This window comes from Streptomyces sp. 184 (assembly GCF_045781775.1).
Classification (GTDB): Bacteria; Actinomycetota; Actinomycetes; order Streptomycetales; family Streptomycetaceae; genus Streptomyces.
On sequence record NZ_CP123230.1, the window covers coordinates 6,999,214 to 7,013,617 of the forward strand.

12 protein-coding genes and 1 tRNA gene are annotated in these 14,404 nt (G+C 72.9%); 7 read left to right on the top strand and 6 right to left on the bottom strand.

The annotated features are described in order from the left end of the window. Positions 1 to 191 precede the first annotated feature (191 nt). Entirely contained in the window at positions 192 to 1,424 is a 1,233-nt protein-coding gene (locus QBL21_RS29640; protein ID WP_407565299.1) for an acetyl-CoA C-acetyltransferase, read from the top strand. Between the two features lie 176 nt (positions 1,425 to 1,600). Further along, positions 1,601 to 2,545 (top strand): hypothetical protein, encoded by a 945-nt coding sequence (locus QBL21_RS29645; RefSeq protein WP_407565300.1) that lies wholly within the window; start codon positions 1,601 to 1,603, stop codon positions 2,543 to 2,545. 130 nt (positions 2,546 to 2,675) lie between these two features. Here QBL21_RS29645 and QBL21_RS29650 read toward each other — a convergent pair whose 3' ends face one another. Next, entirely contained in the window at positions 2,676 to 2,984 is a 309-nt protein-coding gene (locus QBL21_RS29650; RefSeq protein ID WP_407565301.1) for a hypothetical protein, read from the bottom strand. A gap of 117 nt (positions 2,985 to 3,101) precedes the next feature. On the opposite strand from QBL21_RS29650, the gene QBL21_RS29655 reads away from it, so the two are divergent. After that, on the top strand, positions 3,102 to 3,332 hold the full coding sequence (locus QBL21_RS29655; RefSeq protein WP_047016108.1) for a DUF4287 domain-containing protein: 231 nt from the start codon (positions 3,102 to 3,104) through the stop codon (positions 3,330 to 3,332). 81 nt (positions 3,333 to 3,413) lie between these two features. Here the strand turns inward: QBL21_RS29655 and QBL21_RS29660 are convergent, their stop codons facing one another. Further along, a complete protein-coding gene (locus tag QBL21_RS29660) occupies positions 3,414 to 5,978 on the bottom strand; it encodes an ABC transporter permease (protein ID WP_407565302.1) in 2,565 nt (854 codons plus the stop codon). 66 nt (positions 5,979 to 6,044) lie between these two features. Beyond that, the gene (locus QBL21_RS29665; protein WP_407565303.1) at positions 6,045 to 6,833 is read right to left on the bottom strand and encodes an ABC transporter ATP-binding protein; all 789 of its coding nucleotides are present in this window, start codon (positions 6,831 to 6,833) and stop codon (positions 6,045 to 6,047) included. 350 nt (positions 6,834 to 7,183) lie between these two features. Between QBL21_RS29665 and QBL21_RS29670 the strand changes: the two genes are divergently transcribed. Further along, positions 7,184 to 7,265, top strand: a tRNA-Leu gene (locus QBL21_RS29670). A 267-nt stretch (positions 7,266 to 7,532) separates the two neighbouring features. Continuing rightward, a complete protein-coding gene (locus tag QBL21_RS29675; RefSeq protein ID WP_407565304.1) occupies positions 7,533 to 8,117 on the top strand; it encodes a hypothetical protein in 585 nt (194 codons plus the stop codon). Between the two features lie 210 nt (positions 8,118 to 8,327). On the opposite strand, the gene QBL21_RS29680 is transcribed toward QBL21_RS29675, so the two are convergent. After that, on the bottom strand, positions 8,328 to 9,689 hold the full coding sequence (locus QBL21_RS29680; protein WP_407565305.1) for an SGNH/GDSL hydrolase family protein: 1,362 nt from the start codon (positions 9,687 to 9,689) through the stop codon (positions 8,328 to 8,330). Positions 9,690 to 9,898: 209 nt separating this feature from the next. Then, the gene (locus QBL21_RS29685) at positions 9,899 to 10,315 is read right to left on the bottom strand and encodes a hypothetical protein (protein ID WP_407565306.1); all 417 of its coding nucleotides are present in this window, start codon (positions 10,313 to 10,315) and stop codon (positions 9,899 to 9,901) included. Between the two features lie 138 nt (positions 10,316 to 10,453). Between QBL21_RS29685 and QBL21_RS29690 the strand changes: the two genes are divergently transcribed. Continuing rightward, positions 10,454 to 11,290, top strand: coding sequence for a MurR/RpiR family transcriptional regulator (locus QBL21_RS29690; protein WP_407565307.1), 837 nt, complete (start codon positions 10,454 to 10,456; stop codon positions 11,288 to 11,290). A 248-nt stretch (positions 11,291 to 11,538) separates the two neighbouring features. Here QBL21_RS29690 and QBL21_RS29695 read toward each other — a convergent pair whose 3' ends face one another. Next, positions 11,539 to 12,570, bottom strand: coding sequence for an SGNH/GDSL hydrolase family protein (locus QBL21_RS29695; protein ID WP_407565308.1), 1,032 nt, complete (start codon positions 12,568 to 12,570; stop codon positions 11,539 to 11,541). Positions 12,571 to 12,955: 385 nt separating this feature from the next. Between QBL21_RS29695 and QBL21_RS29700 the strand changes: the two genes are divergently transcribed. Then, positions 12,956 to 14,344 carry a cystathionine beta-synthase gene (locus QBL21_RS29700; protein ID WP_407565309.1) on the top strand — a complete coding sequence of 463 codons (1,389 nt, stop codon included), beginning with the start codon at positions 12,956 to 12,958 and terminating at the stop codon, positions 14,342 to 14,344. Positions 14,345 to 14,404: the final 60 nt, after the last annotated feature.

Sequence of the window (14,404 nt, forward strand, 5' to 3'; positions counted from 1 at the left end):
GGGTAGGCAAAGACATCGCGCCAGACCTCAGGAGGATCTTTCACAAGGCTTTTCCCAGTCTTTCCCGGGACGAGGTAAGCAAGCGCTCAGAAATTGAGGTCCGCGTCACAGTACGAGAGCCGTGACCCCCTCGCTACGTACGGGTAACTTCAGCCCAGGACCCTGCCCCTCCGCGTCCCCTGGGAGCCGTGATGCCCGAAGCCGTGATCGTCTCTGCCGCCCGCTCCCCCATCGGCCGGGCCGGGAAGGGCTCGCTGAAGGACGTCCGCCCCGACGACCTGACCGCCGGGATCGTCCAGGCCGCCCTCGACAAGGTGCCGGGCCTGGACCCGCGGGACATCGACGACCTCATGCTCGGCTGCGGCCTGCCCGGCGGTGAGCAGGGGCACAACCTGGGCCGCGTGGTCGCCGTACAGCTCGGCATGGACCACCTCCCCGGCTGCACCATCACCCGCTACTGCTCCTCGTCGCTCCAGACCACGCGGATGGCGTTCCACGCCATCAGGGCCGGCGAGGGCGACGTGTTCGTCTCGGCGGGCGTGGAGACGGTCTCGCGGTTCGCCCACGGCTCGTCCGACGGCATGCCCGGCACCCACAACCCCCTCTTCGCCGACGCCGAGGCCCGTACCGCCGAGCGGCAGGAGAAGGGCTCGGCATTTCAGGGAGGCGGCTGGCACGACCCGCGCGGGGACGGCCTGCTGCCGGACGTCTACATCGCCATGGGGCAGACCGCCGAGAACCTGGCGCGGGCCAAGGGCGTCACGCGCCAGGACATGGACGAGTTCGGCGTGCGGTCGCAGAACCTCGCCGAGAAGGCCATCGCCGAGGGCTTCTGGGCGCGCGAGATCACGCCCGTGACCACCCCCGACGGCACGGTCGTCAGCAAGGACGACGGCCCGCGGCCCGGCGTGACGATGGCGGGGGTCGAGGGGCTCAAGCCCGTGTTCCGCCCCGACGGGCTGGTCACCGCCGGCAACTGCTGCCCGCTGAACGACGGCGCCGCCGCGGTCGTCGTGATGTCCGACACCAAGGCGCGTGAGCTGGGTCTCACCCCGCTGGCCCGGATCGTCTCGACCGGCCTGTCCGCGCTCTCGCCGGAGATCATGGGCCTGGGTCCGGTGGAGGCGAGCAGGCAGGCGCTCGCGCGGGCCGGGATGGAGATCGGCGACATCGACCTGGTGGAGATCAACGAGGCGTTCGCCGCGCAGGTCATCCCCTCGTACCGGGATCTGGGCATCGACCTGGACCGGCTGAACGTCAACGGCGGCGCCATCGCCGTCGGGCACCCCTTCGGCATGACGGGCGCGCGGATCACCACCACGCTCGTCAACTCCCTCCAGTGGCACGACAAGCAGTTCGGGCTGGAGACCATGTGCGTGGGCGGCGGCCAGGGCATGGCCATGGTGCTGGAGCGGCTGAGCTGAGCCGAGCTGATACGGGACGGACGTGTGGGGCGCGTGAGCCGTTTCCCGCGCCCCGTCACCCGGCGGTGGGACCAAAGGCCCGTCCTATTCATGCCATTTTCCGCTAGGGGTGGGGTTCTGCGCTCCGGCAGGCTGAGGTAGAACATGGGGGTCCTACAGCAATCGGGAGTCCGACAGTGAGCGCCACCAACTTCGCCGTCCTGCTGGCCGCCGCCTCCGCCGCGCTGCTCGGCGCCGCCGTGCTGCGCGCGGTGGGCGGGCTGCGCCGCGAGGTCGGCCGGCTCCGTGCCGAGCTGACGGAGCAGACCGCGGCGCGGGGCGTCGGAGAGCGGGCGCAGGCCACCCCGAAGGCGGCGGCCGGGACCACGACGGCGGCCGAGACCGCGACGGCGGCGGAGGGCGCGGCGGCGGACGAGGTCTCTGTGCCGGCCGCCAGGACCGCGCCGGCCACGGAGATACGTATCGCCGTCGCCCAGGCGCTCGCCGACGAGCGGGAGCGCGAGCTGGCCGAGGCCCGGGCGTTCTGGGCCGAGCAGGAGGCGCGCGACAGCATCGATGCGACCCCCTTCCTCAACGACCCCGTCGACTTCGGCGGCGAGGTGTTCATACCGCGCCAGGCCGACTTCGCCGGCTTCGAGCCGCTGCTCGACCCGATGGAGCGGCTGGAGCGCCTGGACCGCGTCGAGCCGGTCGAGCCCGCCGACGCCGACGACATCGCCGCCGCCGCGGAGGCGCCGCCCGCCGAGGGCGAGTCGGCCGAGCTGGCCGCCGCCCGCCGCCGGCACCCCTCGCACCCCGACTTCCGCCCCCAGCCCGCCGTCGCCGACCACGAGCGCACCGTGAACCGGCTGGAGGACCTGGCCTCGGGCCGTACGCCGCTGACCGACGTGCGGCTGGGCCCGCTCGGCACCCTCGACGTCTACGTCTTCGCCGACGGCACCACGCTCTGCCTCTCCCCCGGCCACCGCGACACCGCGGAGCGGCTCGCCGAGGCGCTCGACGGCGGTACGGAGCCGGTGCTGCTGGGCGGTTCGGCGATCAGCGGGGCGTTCGCGCTGACCTTCGACTGCGCGGGCGAGAGCGTGTACATCCTCGCCGACCGCGTCATCGCCTCCCTCTGACCCGTACGGACCCGGGCGTACGGGCCGGGGCGCACGCGCCCCTCACCGGCCCGACAGCGGCCCCTCACCGCCCCGGCAGCGGCCCCCCACCGCCCGGCAGCGGCCTCTCACCCGCCCGGCACCGCCGCCGTCACAGCCGTACGTCCCGTACCACCGCCAGGGCCTCCGCCAGCCCCTCCGCGTCCCCCGCCGCGCGCAGCGCCTCCGCCAGGTCCCGTCCCGCGACGGCCAGTTGGTCCCCCACCGCGAACTCCCCCGCCGCCGGCATCTCGTACGGCGTACGCCCCGGCGCCTCCAGCCGCTGCGCCCGCGCGGACAGCTCGCGCGCCAGCGCCAGCCCGGTGGCGGCGGCGCCCGCGCGCAGCCGGCTCTGCGGCAGCGAGCGCAGGCGGTCGGCGATCCGGTCCACGGCGGTCACGAAGTCGAGCACGTCGAGCACGGTCCGAGCCTAACCCGCCGGTAGCGGGCGGCGGATCGAGCCGCCCTGCTCCAGGTGGTTGTCAATCGCCGTCACCTCAGGCACGGTGCTGAGAAGGACTGCATACCGGAGGCGCCGATGTCCCAAGTCTTCTCCGCAGAAACCCACCGGAACCTGCTCTCCCGCATCCCCCACTGCACCGGACGTGAAGTATCCGACTGGTTGCAGACCGTCGAAGACGGTCCCTGTCTCCTCCGCTTCGAGGAGAAAGTCAGCTGGCTCCGTGGCGAGCACAACCTCGCGTACGGCCACGCCAAAGCGATCATCCACGAATACGACCTGAGGCGTGCCGCGCGCAAACTGCTCTAGGAGGGGACACAGCAAGGCGAAGGGCCCGCGGGAGGGGCAAGTCCCTCCACACGGGCCCTTCCGATGTGCTCCGCGCTCGTGCTACTCGCTCTTGATGGCCGCGAGCATGTTGAGCCGCGACGCCCGCCGCGCCGGCCACAGCGCCGCGAGCATGCCGACCAGCGCCGCGCCCGCGAGGAAGTAGCCCATGCGCTCCCAGGGCAGCACCAGCGAGTACGTGTCCAGCGTGCTGGCGATCAGCTCGCCGGCGGCCCAGCCGAGGAAGACGCCGAGGCCGATGCCGAGCACCCCGCCGAAGAGCGAGATGACCAGCGACTCCAGCCGCACCATCCGCTTCACCGCGCGCCGGTCCAGGCCGATGGCGCGCAGCATCCCGATCTCCTGCGAGCGCTCGAAGACCGACATGGCCAGCGTGTTGATCACGCCGAGTACCGCGACCAGGACGGCCATGCCGAGCATGGCGTAGAGGACGTTCAGCATCATGCTGATGAGCCCGGCGATGGCCTCGGAGACGTCCTCCTCGTTCATCACCGCGATGGCCGGGTTGTCGCCGAGGGCGGCCTCCAGCTTGTCCTTCATGGCGTCGCTCTCGCCGCCCTCGGTCTTCAGCCAGACCTCGAAGTCGTTGATCTTGTCGAGGTGCCCGTCGACGACCGAGATGTCGAGCATGAGGCCCTTGATCATCTCGTTGCCGTGGTAGATGCCGGAGATGGTCAGCGCACCCTTGGCGCCGTCCTGGTACGTCACCTCGACGGTGTCGCCCATCTTCCAGCCCTCGTCCTCGGCGGTGTCGTCGTCGACGATCGCCTTGGCGGCGCCGCCGCCGGCCGGGACGCCCTCGGCCATGCCGTCGAACGAGCCTTCCGTGAAGTCGAGTTCGAGCAACTGGCCGACGTTCTCGCCCTTGACGGCGGTGAGGTCCTCCTCGTCGCCGCCGATGGCGACGGGCACGTTGCGCAGCGGGGAGGAGGCGGTGACCTCGTCGAGGCCGGCGAGCTTCTCCTCCACCTCCGGGTTGAGCGGGGTGAAGTTCGTCATGGAGACCGAGTAGTCGGCCTTCATGGCGTCGGTGGCCATCTTGTCGATGGCGTTGGAGATACCGCTGCCGATCACCGTCAGGCCCGTGATGAGGGTGAGCCCGATCATCAGCGCGGAGGCGGTGGCGGCGGTGCGCCGCGGGTTGCGTACGGCGTTCTGGCGGGCCAGCTTGCCGGAGACGCCGAACATCCGCAGCAGCGGCGCGGCGAGCGCGATCAGCGGCCGGGACAGCAGCGGCGTGAGGACGAAGATGCCGATCAGCAGCACCGCGGCGCCGCCGCCCATCAGCGCCTTGCCGTCGTCGGCGGTGGTGCCGGCGACGACCATGAGCGCGCCGCCGCCGGCGATGACCGCGCCGATGGTGTTGCGGACGACGAGGCTGCGGGTGGACGCCTTGGCGTGCACGCTGCTCATCGCCGCGACCGGCGGGATCTTCGCGGCCCGGCGGGCGGGCAGCCAGGCGGCGAGCACGGTGACGACGATGCCGACGACGAGCGAGACGATCACCGTGGTGGGCGAGACGACCAGCGGGCCGTCGGGCACCGTCTGGCCGGTGGCGCCCATCAGGGAGCGCAGCCCGGCGCCGATGCCGGTGCCCGCGGCGAGGCCGGCGAGCGCCGCGACCGTACCGACGGCGGTGGCCTCGAAGAGCACCGAGCGGGTGACCTGGCGGCGGCTGGCGCCGACGGCCCGTAGCAGCGCCAGCTCCTTGGTGCGCTGCGCGACGAGCATGGTGAAGGTGTTGGCGATCAGGAAGATGCCGACGAAGAGCGCGATGCCGGCGAAGGCGAGCATGCCGGTACGCAGCCCGTCCATGCCCTGCTCGATCTCCCGGGCCTGGTCGTCGGCGAGCTTGGTGCCGGTGAGCGCCTCGGCCTCGGCGGGCAGGATCTTCTGCGCCTCGGCCCTGAGCTGCTTCTCGGAGGTGCCGGGGGCGGCGGCGAGGTCGATCTCGGTGTACTCGCCGGGCTTGGTGAAGAGTTCCTGCGCGGTCCTGGTGTCGAAGAGCACGAGGCTGCCGCCGGCGGCCACGTTGCCGTCGTCGGTGGTGAAGATGCCGGTGATCGTCGGTTCGAGTACGGGGCCGTCGACGGACATCCGCGGGGTGTCGCCGACCTCGTAGCCGGTGCGCTCGGCGGTCTTGGCGTCGATGGCGATCTCGTTCGCGTTCTCGGGTCCGCGGCCGTCGCTCATCGGGTAGCGGGGGTCTTCCCCCTTCGTGCCGTCCTTACCGCCGCCGTAGTAGTTGGCGCCGCTGGTGGACCAGCCGTCGCCGACGAGGTCGCCGTCCTTGTCGGCGATGGCGGCGAAACCGGCGACGTTGCCGGTGGCGGACTTCGCGCCGGGCAGGGCGGCGGCGTCGTCCAGCAGGTCCTGGGTGAGCGGGGGCGGTTCGCCGGGGCGGCCCTCGTCGGCGTCGTCGTCGGGCTGGAGGCGTACGTCGACGTGGTCGAAGCCCTGTTCCGAGCTCTTGGTGTAGGCGTCGGAGATGGTGGAGGTGAAGACCAGGGTGCCGGAGACGAAGGCCACGCCGAGCATGACGGCGAGCACGGTCATCAGCAACCGGGCCTTGTGCGCGAACACGTTGCGCAAGGCGGTGCGAAGCATATGGGGTCAGTCCTGTATGAGGTGGAAAGCCGGTAGCGGGCGGCCTGCGGGGTCGGCGAGCGAGCCTCAGCTCACGCGGCCCCTGGCGTCGAAGCGCTTCATCATGTCCAGCACGTTCTCGGCGGTCGGGTCGCGCAGTTCGTCGACGATGCGGCCGTCGGCGAGGAACACGACGCGGTCCGCGTACGCGGCGGCCACCGGGTCGTGCGTGACCATGACGACGGTCTGCCCCAGCTCGCGCACGGAGTTGCGCAGGAAGCCGAGCACCTCGGCGCCGGAGCGGGAGTCGAGGTTGCCGGTGGGCTCGTCGGCGAAGATGATCTCGGGCCGGGCGGCCAGCGCGCGGGCGACGGCCACGCGCTGCTGCTGGCCGCCGGAGAGCTGGCTCGGGCGGTGCTTGAGCCGGCCGGACAGACCCACGGTCTCCACCACCTGCTGGAGCCACTGCTGGTCGGGCTTGCGGCCCGCGATGTCCATGGGCAGCGTGATGTTCTCCAGCGCGTTCAGGGTCGGCAGGAGGTTGAACGCCTGGAAGACGAAGCCGACCTTGTCGCGGCGCAGTTGGGTGAGCTTCTTGTCCTTCAGGCCGGTCAGCTCGGTCTCGCCGATGCGCGAGGAGCCGCCGGAGATGGTGTCGAGGCCGGCCATGCAGTGCATGAGGGTCGACTTGCCGGAGCCGGACGGCCCCATGATCGCGGAGAACTCGCCCTGCACGAACTGGACGGAGACGCGGTCGAGGGCGACGACCTTCGTCTCGCCCTCGCCGTAGACCTTCGTCAGCTCGGTGGCGCTGGCCGCCGCTACGGGGGCGTAGGCGGTACCGCGGCCAGAGGCGCCGGGGATGGTGGTGGTCACGGCGGTGGGCTCCTGTCGGGACGGTGGTGTGCAACCTGTCCCCTCCATCGTTGCGGCGGATCCGGTTGATCGGATCAGCCCGCGCTCCGGTTCGGGGCGAGACCGAGGAGGTACTCCGGCCCCCGGCGGCTCCTCCTGGGGTATGACCCGGACCCTGACGAAGGCATGGGGCAAGGGCCTCCAGAGGGGCTTTAAGGGAAGTGGAATTTCATCCGAGGACTTCTTCGACAACTCGGGCCTAATTCAAGCCAACATCAGTCCGTAGATGGCCAGTTCGGCCCATCCGCACCGCTACTCTGGTTACGCGCCATGCGGTGGTCCGTACGCAGCGTGTGCGGGCCGGGAGTCCTGCCCGGATGGTGGAAAGCAGACACGGCGACCTTAAAAGTCGCTGGCCTTCGGGCCGTGCCGGTTCAAGTCCGGCTCCGGGCACCTCCCGGCAAGAGGTCGTCTACGTGCGAAGACGACTGGTCAGCAACGGTGACCCCGCCCCTCCGGGGCACCGCTGACGCCCGTTTCGGCCTCGCCCCGGCAGTCTGGAACCGGCCACTGAGCTGAAACGTTCACCCACACGCCGCCGCCCGCAGATCGGACCACTCGGACACCCTGCGGCCCGGCCCCCGCCTCTCATCCCGTCCTCAGAATCCGCAGGTAGCCTCCCGCGCACGCGGTCGAGGACCCCTGACGGGAGGAGCGGAAGTGGCGCGCGGGATGGTAACGCTGGCGCGGGCGGCGGTCGTGGTGCGCGCGGGTGCGGCGCCGCTGTGGTGGCTGGGTATCGCCGCCGCGGCGGCCGGCGCCTGGCCGGACGGGCTTACCGGGCAGTGGATCGGACTCTACGCGGGCGCGGCGCTGTTCCTCGTCGTCGCCCCCACGGTCTACGCGGTACGCCGCGGACGCTGCCTGGCGCAGGCGCGAAGGGCCCAACGGGCGGTCCGCGGCGCGGTGTTGCAGGACCGCGCCGTGACCGTACGGGCATGGCGGCGGGCCCGGCGGTGGTGGCTGGCGGCGGCGTTCGCCGTCGCGGCAGGATCGGCGGCGGCGGTGCCGATCGCCGGCGGGTTGGCGCTGGCCGGGGTCGGTGCGGGGCTGCGGGCGAAGGCCGCGTGGCTCGGCCGCTGGGAGCGGGAGCAGGAGGCGCTGCTGTGGCTGCCGGCCGACGCCGTCACCCGCCGCGGGGCCGGAACGGGCGGTTCGGGCACGGAGTTCGCCCGTACGGGCATCGCCGCGGGCGACGCGCTGCCCGGCGGGGGCGTACGCCGGGGCTCGCCGGCCACCGTCTGACGCGCTCCGGCGCAGGGTGCGCGGTACCCGCGCGGGCGGTATTCGCGTACCGGGGAATCCCGCCTATTGGTACCGCGCACCGAATTCAGCGTCACGCGAATTAGCGGCGATAAGTGAAAAAGAACGTTCCGCACTACCCGCGTAGTTGCCGCTAACCGGGGGGCCAATCCGTTTCGGCGCCCATATCACCGTGAACGCGTAGAAACAACGTCAGCGGAAGAGGCGGAGCGGCACCGTGCGGGCGAGGAGTGCGTAGCCCTCGGGGTTGAGGTGGAGGTGGTCGCCGGTGTCGATGGCGGGCAGCAGCGCGCGGGGGTTCGCCGGGTCGCGGGTGGCGGCGTCGAAGTCGACGACGGCGTCGAAGCGCCCGCTGTCGCGGATCCAGTCGTTCACGCGCTGCCGCGTCGACTCGCGCAGCCCCGCCGGGTCGTCGTACGGCGTGCTGCCGCCGAACGGCGTGAGCGTGGCCCCGTAGACGCGGATGCCCTGCGCGTGCGCGCGCGTGACGATCTGGTCGTACGCGGCCGTCAGCTCGTCGCCCACCTCCTGCTGGGCGGCCTCGGTGGCCGGCGCCGTGCCGATGTCGTTGACGCCCTCGAAGACCAGCAGCCAGCGCACCCCGCTCACCGCCAGCACGTCGCGGTCGAGCCGGGCCAGCGCGTTCGGGCCGAGGCCGTCGTCCAGGACGCGGTTGCCGCCGGCGGCCTGGTTGACGACGGCCACGGGCGGGGCGCCGGGCCCGCGCAGCCGGTCGTTGAGCAGGTCGGGCCAGCGGTCGTTGCCGTTGGTGGTGGAGCCGCGGCCGTCGCTCAGGGAGTCGCCGAGGACGACGGCGGCGCGGGTGCGGGCGGGGGCCTTCGCCTCGACGCCGCTGAGGAAGTACCAGTGGTCGGTGGCCGTCGCGCCGGGCAGGGCGGTGGCTGCGGTGTGGTCGCCGGCCAGCAGGTACGAGGTGGTGCGCGAGCCCGGGTGCGAGGTGACGTCCGTGGACGCCTGGCCGTCGGCGAGGTACAGGGTCACGGTCAGGTTGGCGCCGGGGGCGGCGTCGAGGCGTACGGGGTCGGAGACGACCTGCGCGCCGACGGGGACCGTCGTGGCCGGCCGGCCGCTGAACGTCAGCGGGCGCGAGCTGCCGGGCACGATGCCGTCGACCCCGGCCCGGCCGCCGGCCGGCAGGGCGACGGCGGCGCGGGTGATCGGCAGGTCGGCGCCGCCGAAGGCGTTGGAGAAGCGGAACCGGAATCGGTCGCCGGGGACGGTGACGCGCACGGTCTGGCGCAGGGTGGCGTCCTTGAGCACGCCGTCGTCCTGGGTGAAGGGCGGGGGCGGCATGTTCGCCGGCTCGGTGAGCTGCGGCATCGAGGTCCAGGTGGCGACCCACTGCGCGGGCCCGCCGCGCGCGTCGGCCGCGGCTGCCGGTGCGGGGGTCCGGGCGGCGGCGGGGGCGTGGCCGCGTAGCGCCTGGGCCGCCACGGCCACGGCCGCGACGAGGGCCATGACGAGCGCGGCGGCAAGGTACGGGTACACGGCGGAGCGGCGGTCACGGGGGCGTCGGTACGCGGGCTGGGGCATCAGCGGCTCCCGGAGCGAGGCGGCGAAATATTTCGAAGGCAGTGCCGAAAATTTCTGACCGTACGCTACGGTCCACCGCCACCCCGGTCAACGCCGCCACCCGGGCAGGCCCATGCCGGACCGCCCGCGCACACCTGACACCGATTCGTATTCGCCACCCGCCGCCGACCGTCCGGGGGGCGGCGTGTGCCGTGCTCACCCTCCGCGGGTCAGTCCCAGTCGGACTTGTCCCGCTCCGCCCGCCGCCGCCGGAACAGCCCCGTGGCGTGCACGGCGTTCACGCCGACGATGCCGCCCCAGGTCACCAGCAGCCCGGCCAGCCCTTCGTTGACCACGCCGATCGCCGACAGCGGGATCGCCAGCACCATCGACACGGCGGCGAAGCCGAAGCGCTCGCCGAAGGTGCCCTCCGTCGAGCCGGTACCCGGCTGCGTACCCCGCGCGACCTGCATCTGCTGCTCGGCGAGCTGGCGGCGCAGCCGGGTGTCGAACGTCCCGTCCATCCGCTGCTGCACCTTTTCGAGGAAGCCCTCGATCAGCTCTTCCTCGTACTCGGGGCCGAGGTCCCTGCGGGTTTGCAGGGTGGCATCGAGTTCACTCTTGATCTCCGGGTCCCGCGCACTCATACCCCGTACGGTACGGAGTCGCCGCGCGCACGTGCAGTGGTGCTACCCCCCCAGTTCGTTCCGGTGCGCCCTTGCCGTCGTGCATACGGTCATGCAAAGTCGTCGTGCAGTGAATAGGACCTCGGATCCGGAGGTGGGATGGTCTCCGCCGACGCGGGCGCCCGGCTACAGAAGCTCTTCGAGGGGCGCCGGCTGACGCCGACCCAGCGCCGTATCGCGCACTGCATGGTGCGCAGGGCCGCCGACGCACCGTTCCTCTCCAGCGTCGAGCTGGCCGAGCTGGCCGGGGTCAGCCAGCCGTCCGTCACCCGCTTCGCCGTCGCCCTCGGCTTCGACGGCTACCCCGCCCTGCGCCGCGCGCTGCGCGAGGCGGGGCTCGGCGAGCCCGCGGGGCGGGCGGACCGGAACGAGTACCAGCAGGCGGTGCAGGCCGAGATCGAGAACCTGCGCAACCTCTCCGCGCTGCTCGCCGACCCCGCCCCCGTCGAGGACGCCGGCCGGCTCCTCGCCGCCTCCCGGCCGCTGCCCGTACTCGGCCTGCGCGCCGCCGCGGCGCAGGCGCGGGGCTTCGCGTACTTCGCGGCGAAGGTGCACCCCGACATCCGGGTCCTCGACGAGGCCGGCTCGATGCTCGACGACCGCGTGGACGCCGCCGCCCGCGCCGGCGCCACGGCACTGCTGTGCTTCGCGCTGCCGCGCCACCCGCAGGAGCTTGCGGACGCGCTGCGCACGGCGCGGGCGACGGGGCTGACGGTGGTCACGGTGGCGGACAGCTCGTTCACACCGGTCGCGCAGGACAGCGACGTGCTGCTGCCGGCGGCGGTGGGCACGGGGCTGTCGTTCGACACGGCGTGCGGGCCGATGCTGCTGGGGCGGGTGCTGCTGGAGGCGATGTGCGACGCGCTGCCGGAGGCGCAGGCGCGGCTGGAGGAGTTCGACGCCCGGGCGGCGGAGCGCGGACTGTTCCTGGACTGAGACGGGGGGCGGGGCGTACGGGACACGCATGTCCTACGTGCCGCAGGGCCGGCCCGTGCCGTACGCGATGGTCACCCGCGACGGCAGCACGACCACGCCCGTGCCGTACGGGAGACGGCAGGTCCTGCGGACCGCACGGATACGCCCCTGCCGTAAGCAGCACTCGTCGCGTACGGACCGCGCCGCCGGCCCGTGCCGCCGTACGGACCCGGGGCCCGGGTCCGTACGCCTCCGGCGAGCTGTCCCCGCTACCCCCGCTCCCCCACCGGCGCCTGCTCCGCGGCCGTCTCCGAGTCCACCCGCCGCCTGCGCCGGTGCTTCAGCAGTGCCCACGGCCCGCGCCCGCCGGTCGGCCCGGCCGGTGCGACCTCCGTGCCGCTCTCGCCCGCGGCCTGCGCCGCGGCCTTGGCGACCGGCAGGTAGCCCTCGTCGCGGCGGACGTCCGGCCGCTCCTCCTCCGCCGGCCACATGCCCAGCGCCGCGCAGAGCGTCGGCAGCAGGGCCATCGCGGCGGTGGCGTACCCCTCCGCCGAGGGGTGGTAGTTGTCCGGGCCGAACAGCTCGCGCGGGTTGGCCGCGAACTCCGGCCCCAGCAGCGCGCCCAGCGACACCGTCCGCCCGCCGCGGTCGAGCACGGCGATGGTCTGCGCCGCGGCGAGCTGCCGGCTCAGCCGGCGGGCCAGCCAGCGCAGCGGCTGCTGCACCGGCTCGATCGTGCCCAGGTCCGGGCACGTGCCGACGACGACCTCCGTACCGGCCTCGCGCAGCCGCGCGACGGCGTCGGACAGGCAGCGCACCGACAGGGCCGGCGGCACCCGGTGGGTGACGTCGTTGGCGCCGATCATGATGACCGCGACGTCGGGCCGAAGCTGCTCCTCGTCCAGCAGCAGCGTCACCTGCCGGTCCAGGTCGTCGGACTGCGCCCCGGACAGCGCCACGTTCCGCAGGTCAACCGGCCGCTCCGCGACCGCCGCGAGCCCGGAGGCGAGCAGCGCACCCGGGGTCTGCCGGGGGCGGTAGACGCCCTGGCCGGCGGCTGTGGAGTCGCCCAGGAACGCCAGCAGCACCGGCTCCACCCCGCGCCGCCGGCCGAAGGCCGCCCCGTACCGCCCGTCGGCCCGCGGCGGCTCCTCGTCACTGCCGCCCACCCGGCGCCGCGCCAGATGCACCTCCGCGACCAGCACGCCCAGCGTCGCACCGCCGAGCAGGCCGATGCCCCCGCCGCCGTACGCCGCCGCCGCGGCGATCCGGCGCGCCGCCCTCGCCCTGGTCATCGACATCGCCTCTCCGTTCCGGGCCGGCCCCCGAGTGCCGTGCCGGCCCGTGTCCGTACGTACCGCTGCCGCCGCTTCCGTACCACCGTGTCCGTGCCCCCCGTGCCCGTACGCCTCGTGCCCGTACGCCTCGTGCCCGTACAGCCTGTGCCCGTACCGCTCGCGCCCGTACCGCCGCCGTACTCGTCGCCCTCCGCCGTGACGTCCCCTCCCCGCCTCTGTCCTACGCCGTCTCCCGCTCCTGTCCGCGGCGGCGCGCGGGCACCCGCCGCCACCCGCGGTCTACGCGCGTGCTAACACTTTGTTGCCCGGCCGGGTGCCCGGCTCAATCACCCGCCGGGGAAGCCGTACGCTGGGCTCGCCCCGAGAGCCACGGACCCTGGAGTGAGCGGTGCAGTATCACGAGTCGATCACCGACCTGGTGGGCAACACGCCCCTGGTCAGGCTGGGCCGCGTGACCCAGGGCATCCGGGCGACGGTGCTGGCGAAGGTGGAGTACTTCAACCCCGGCGGTTCGGTCAAGGACCGCATCGCGCTGCGCATGATCGAGGCGGCCGAGCGCTCCGGCGCGCTGCGCCCCGGCGGCACGATCGTCGAGCCGACGTCGGGCAACACCGGCGTGGGGCTGGCGATGGTGGCCCAGCAGAAGGGCTACAAGTGCATCTTCGTCTGCCCGGACAAGGTGTCCACGGACAAGATCAACGTGCTGCGGGCGTACGGCGCGGAGGTCGTCGTCTGCCCGACAGCCGTCGACCCCGAGCACCCCGACTCGTACTACAACGTGTCCGACCGCCTGGTCCGCGAGACGCCCGGCGCGTGGAAGCCCGACCAGTACAGCAACCCGGACAACCCGGAGTCGCACTACCACTCCACGGGCCCCGAGCTGTGGACGCAGACCGAGGGCCGCATCACCCACTTCGTCACCGGCATCGGCACCGGCGGCACGATCTCCGGCACCGGCCGGTACCTCAAGGAGGTCTCCGACGGCGCCGTGCAGATCGTCGGCGCCGACCCCGAGGGCTCGGTCTACTCCGGCGGCTCGGGCCGCCCGTACCTGGTCGAGGGCGTCGGCGAGGACTTCTGGCCGGACGCCTACGACCGCGGGGTGGCGGACGAGATCGTCGCCGTCTCCGACAAGGACTCCTTCCGCATGACCCGGCGGCTGGCCCGCGAGGAGGGCCTGCTCGTCGGCGGCTCCTGCGGGATGGCGGTCGTCGCCGCACTGCGGGTCGCGGAGCGGCTGGACGAGAACGGCGTGGTCGTCGTCCTGCTGCCGGACAGCGGGCGCGGCTACCTGTCGAAGATCTTCAACGACGACTGGATGGCGGACTACGGCTTCCTTGAGGAGGCCGGCACCGCGAGCGTCGCGGACGTACTGCGGGACAAGGAGGGCAGCCTGCCCTCGCTGGTGCACATGCACCCGGAGGAGACCGTGGGCGAGGCGATCGAGGTACTGCGCGAGTACGGCGTCTCCCAGATGCCGGTCGTCAAGCCGGGGGCGGGCCATCCGGACGTGATGGCGGCGGAGGTCGTCGGCTCCATCGTGGAACGCGAACTGCTCGACGCCCTGTTCACCCACAAGGCCGAACTGGACCAGCCCCTGGAGCAGCACATGTGCCCGCCGCTGCCGCAGGTCGGCTCGGGCGAGCCGGTGGCGGACCTGGTCGCCGTCCTGGAGGGCGCGGACGCGGCGGTCGTGCTCGTGGAGGGCAAGCCCACGGGCGTCGTGTCCCGGACCGACCTGCTGGCGTACCTGGCGAAGGGCGCACGCCGCGCCTGACCTGGCCCCTCGCCGGGTTATCCACACCCTTCGAACACACCCGAGCACCCAACGCTACGA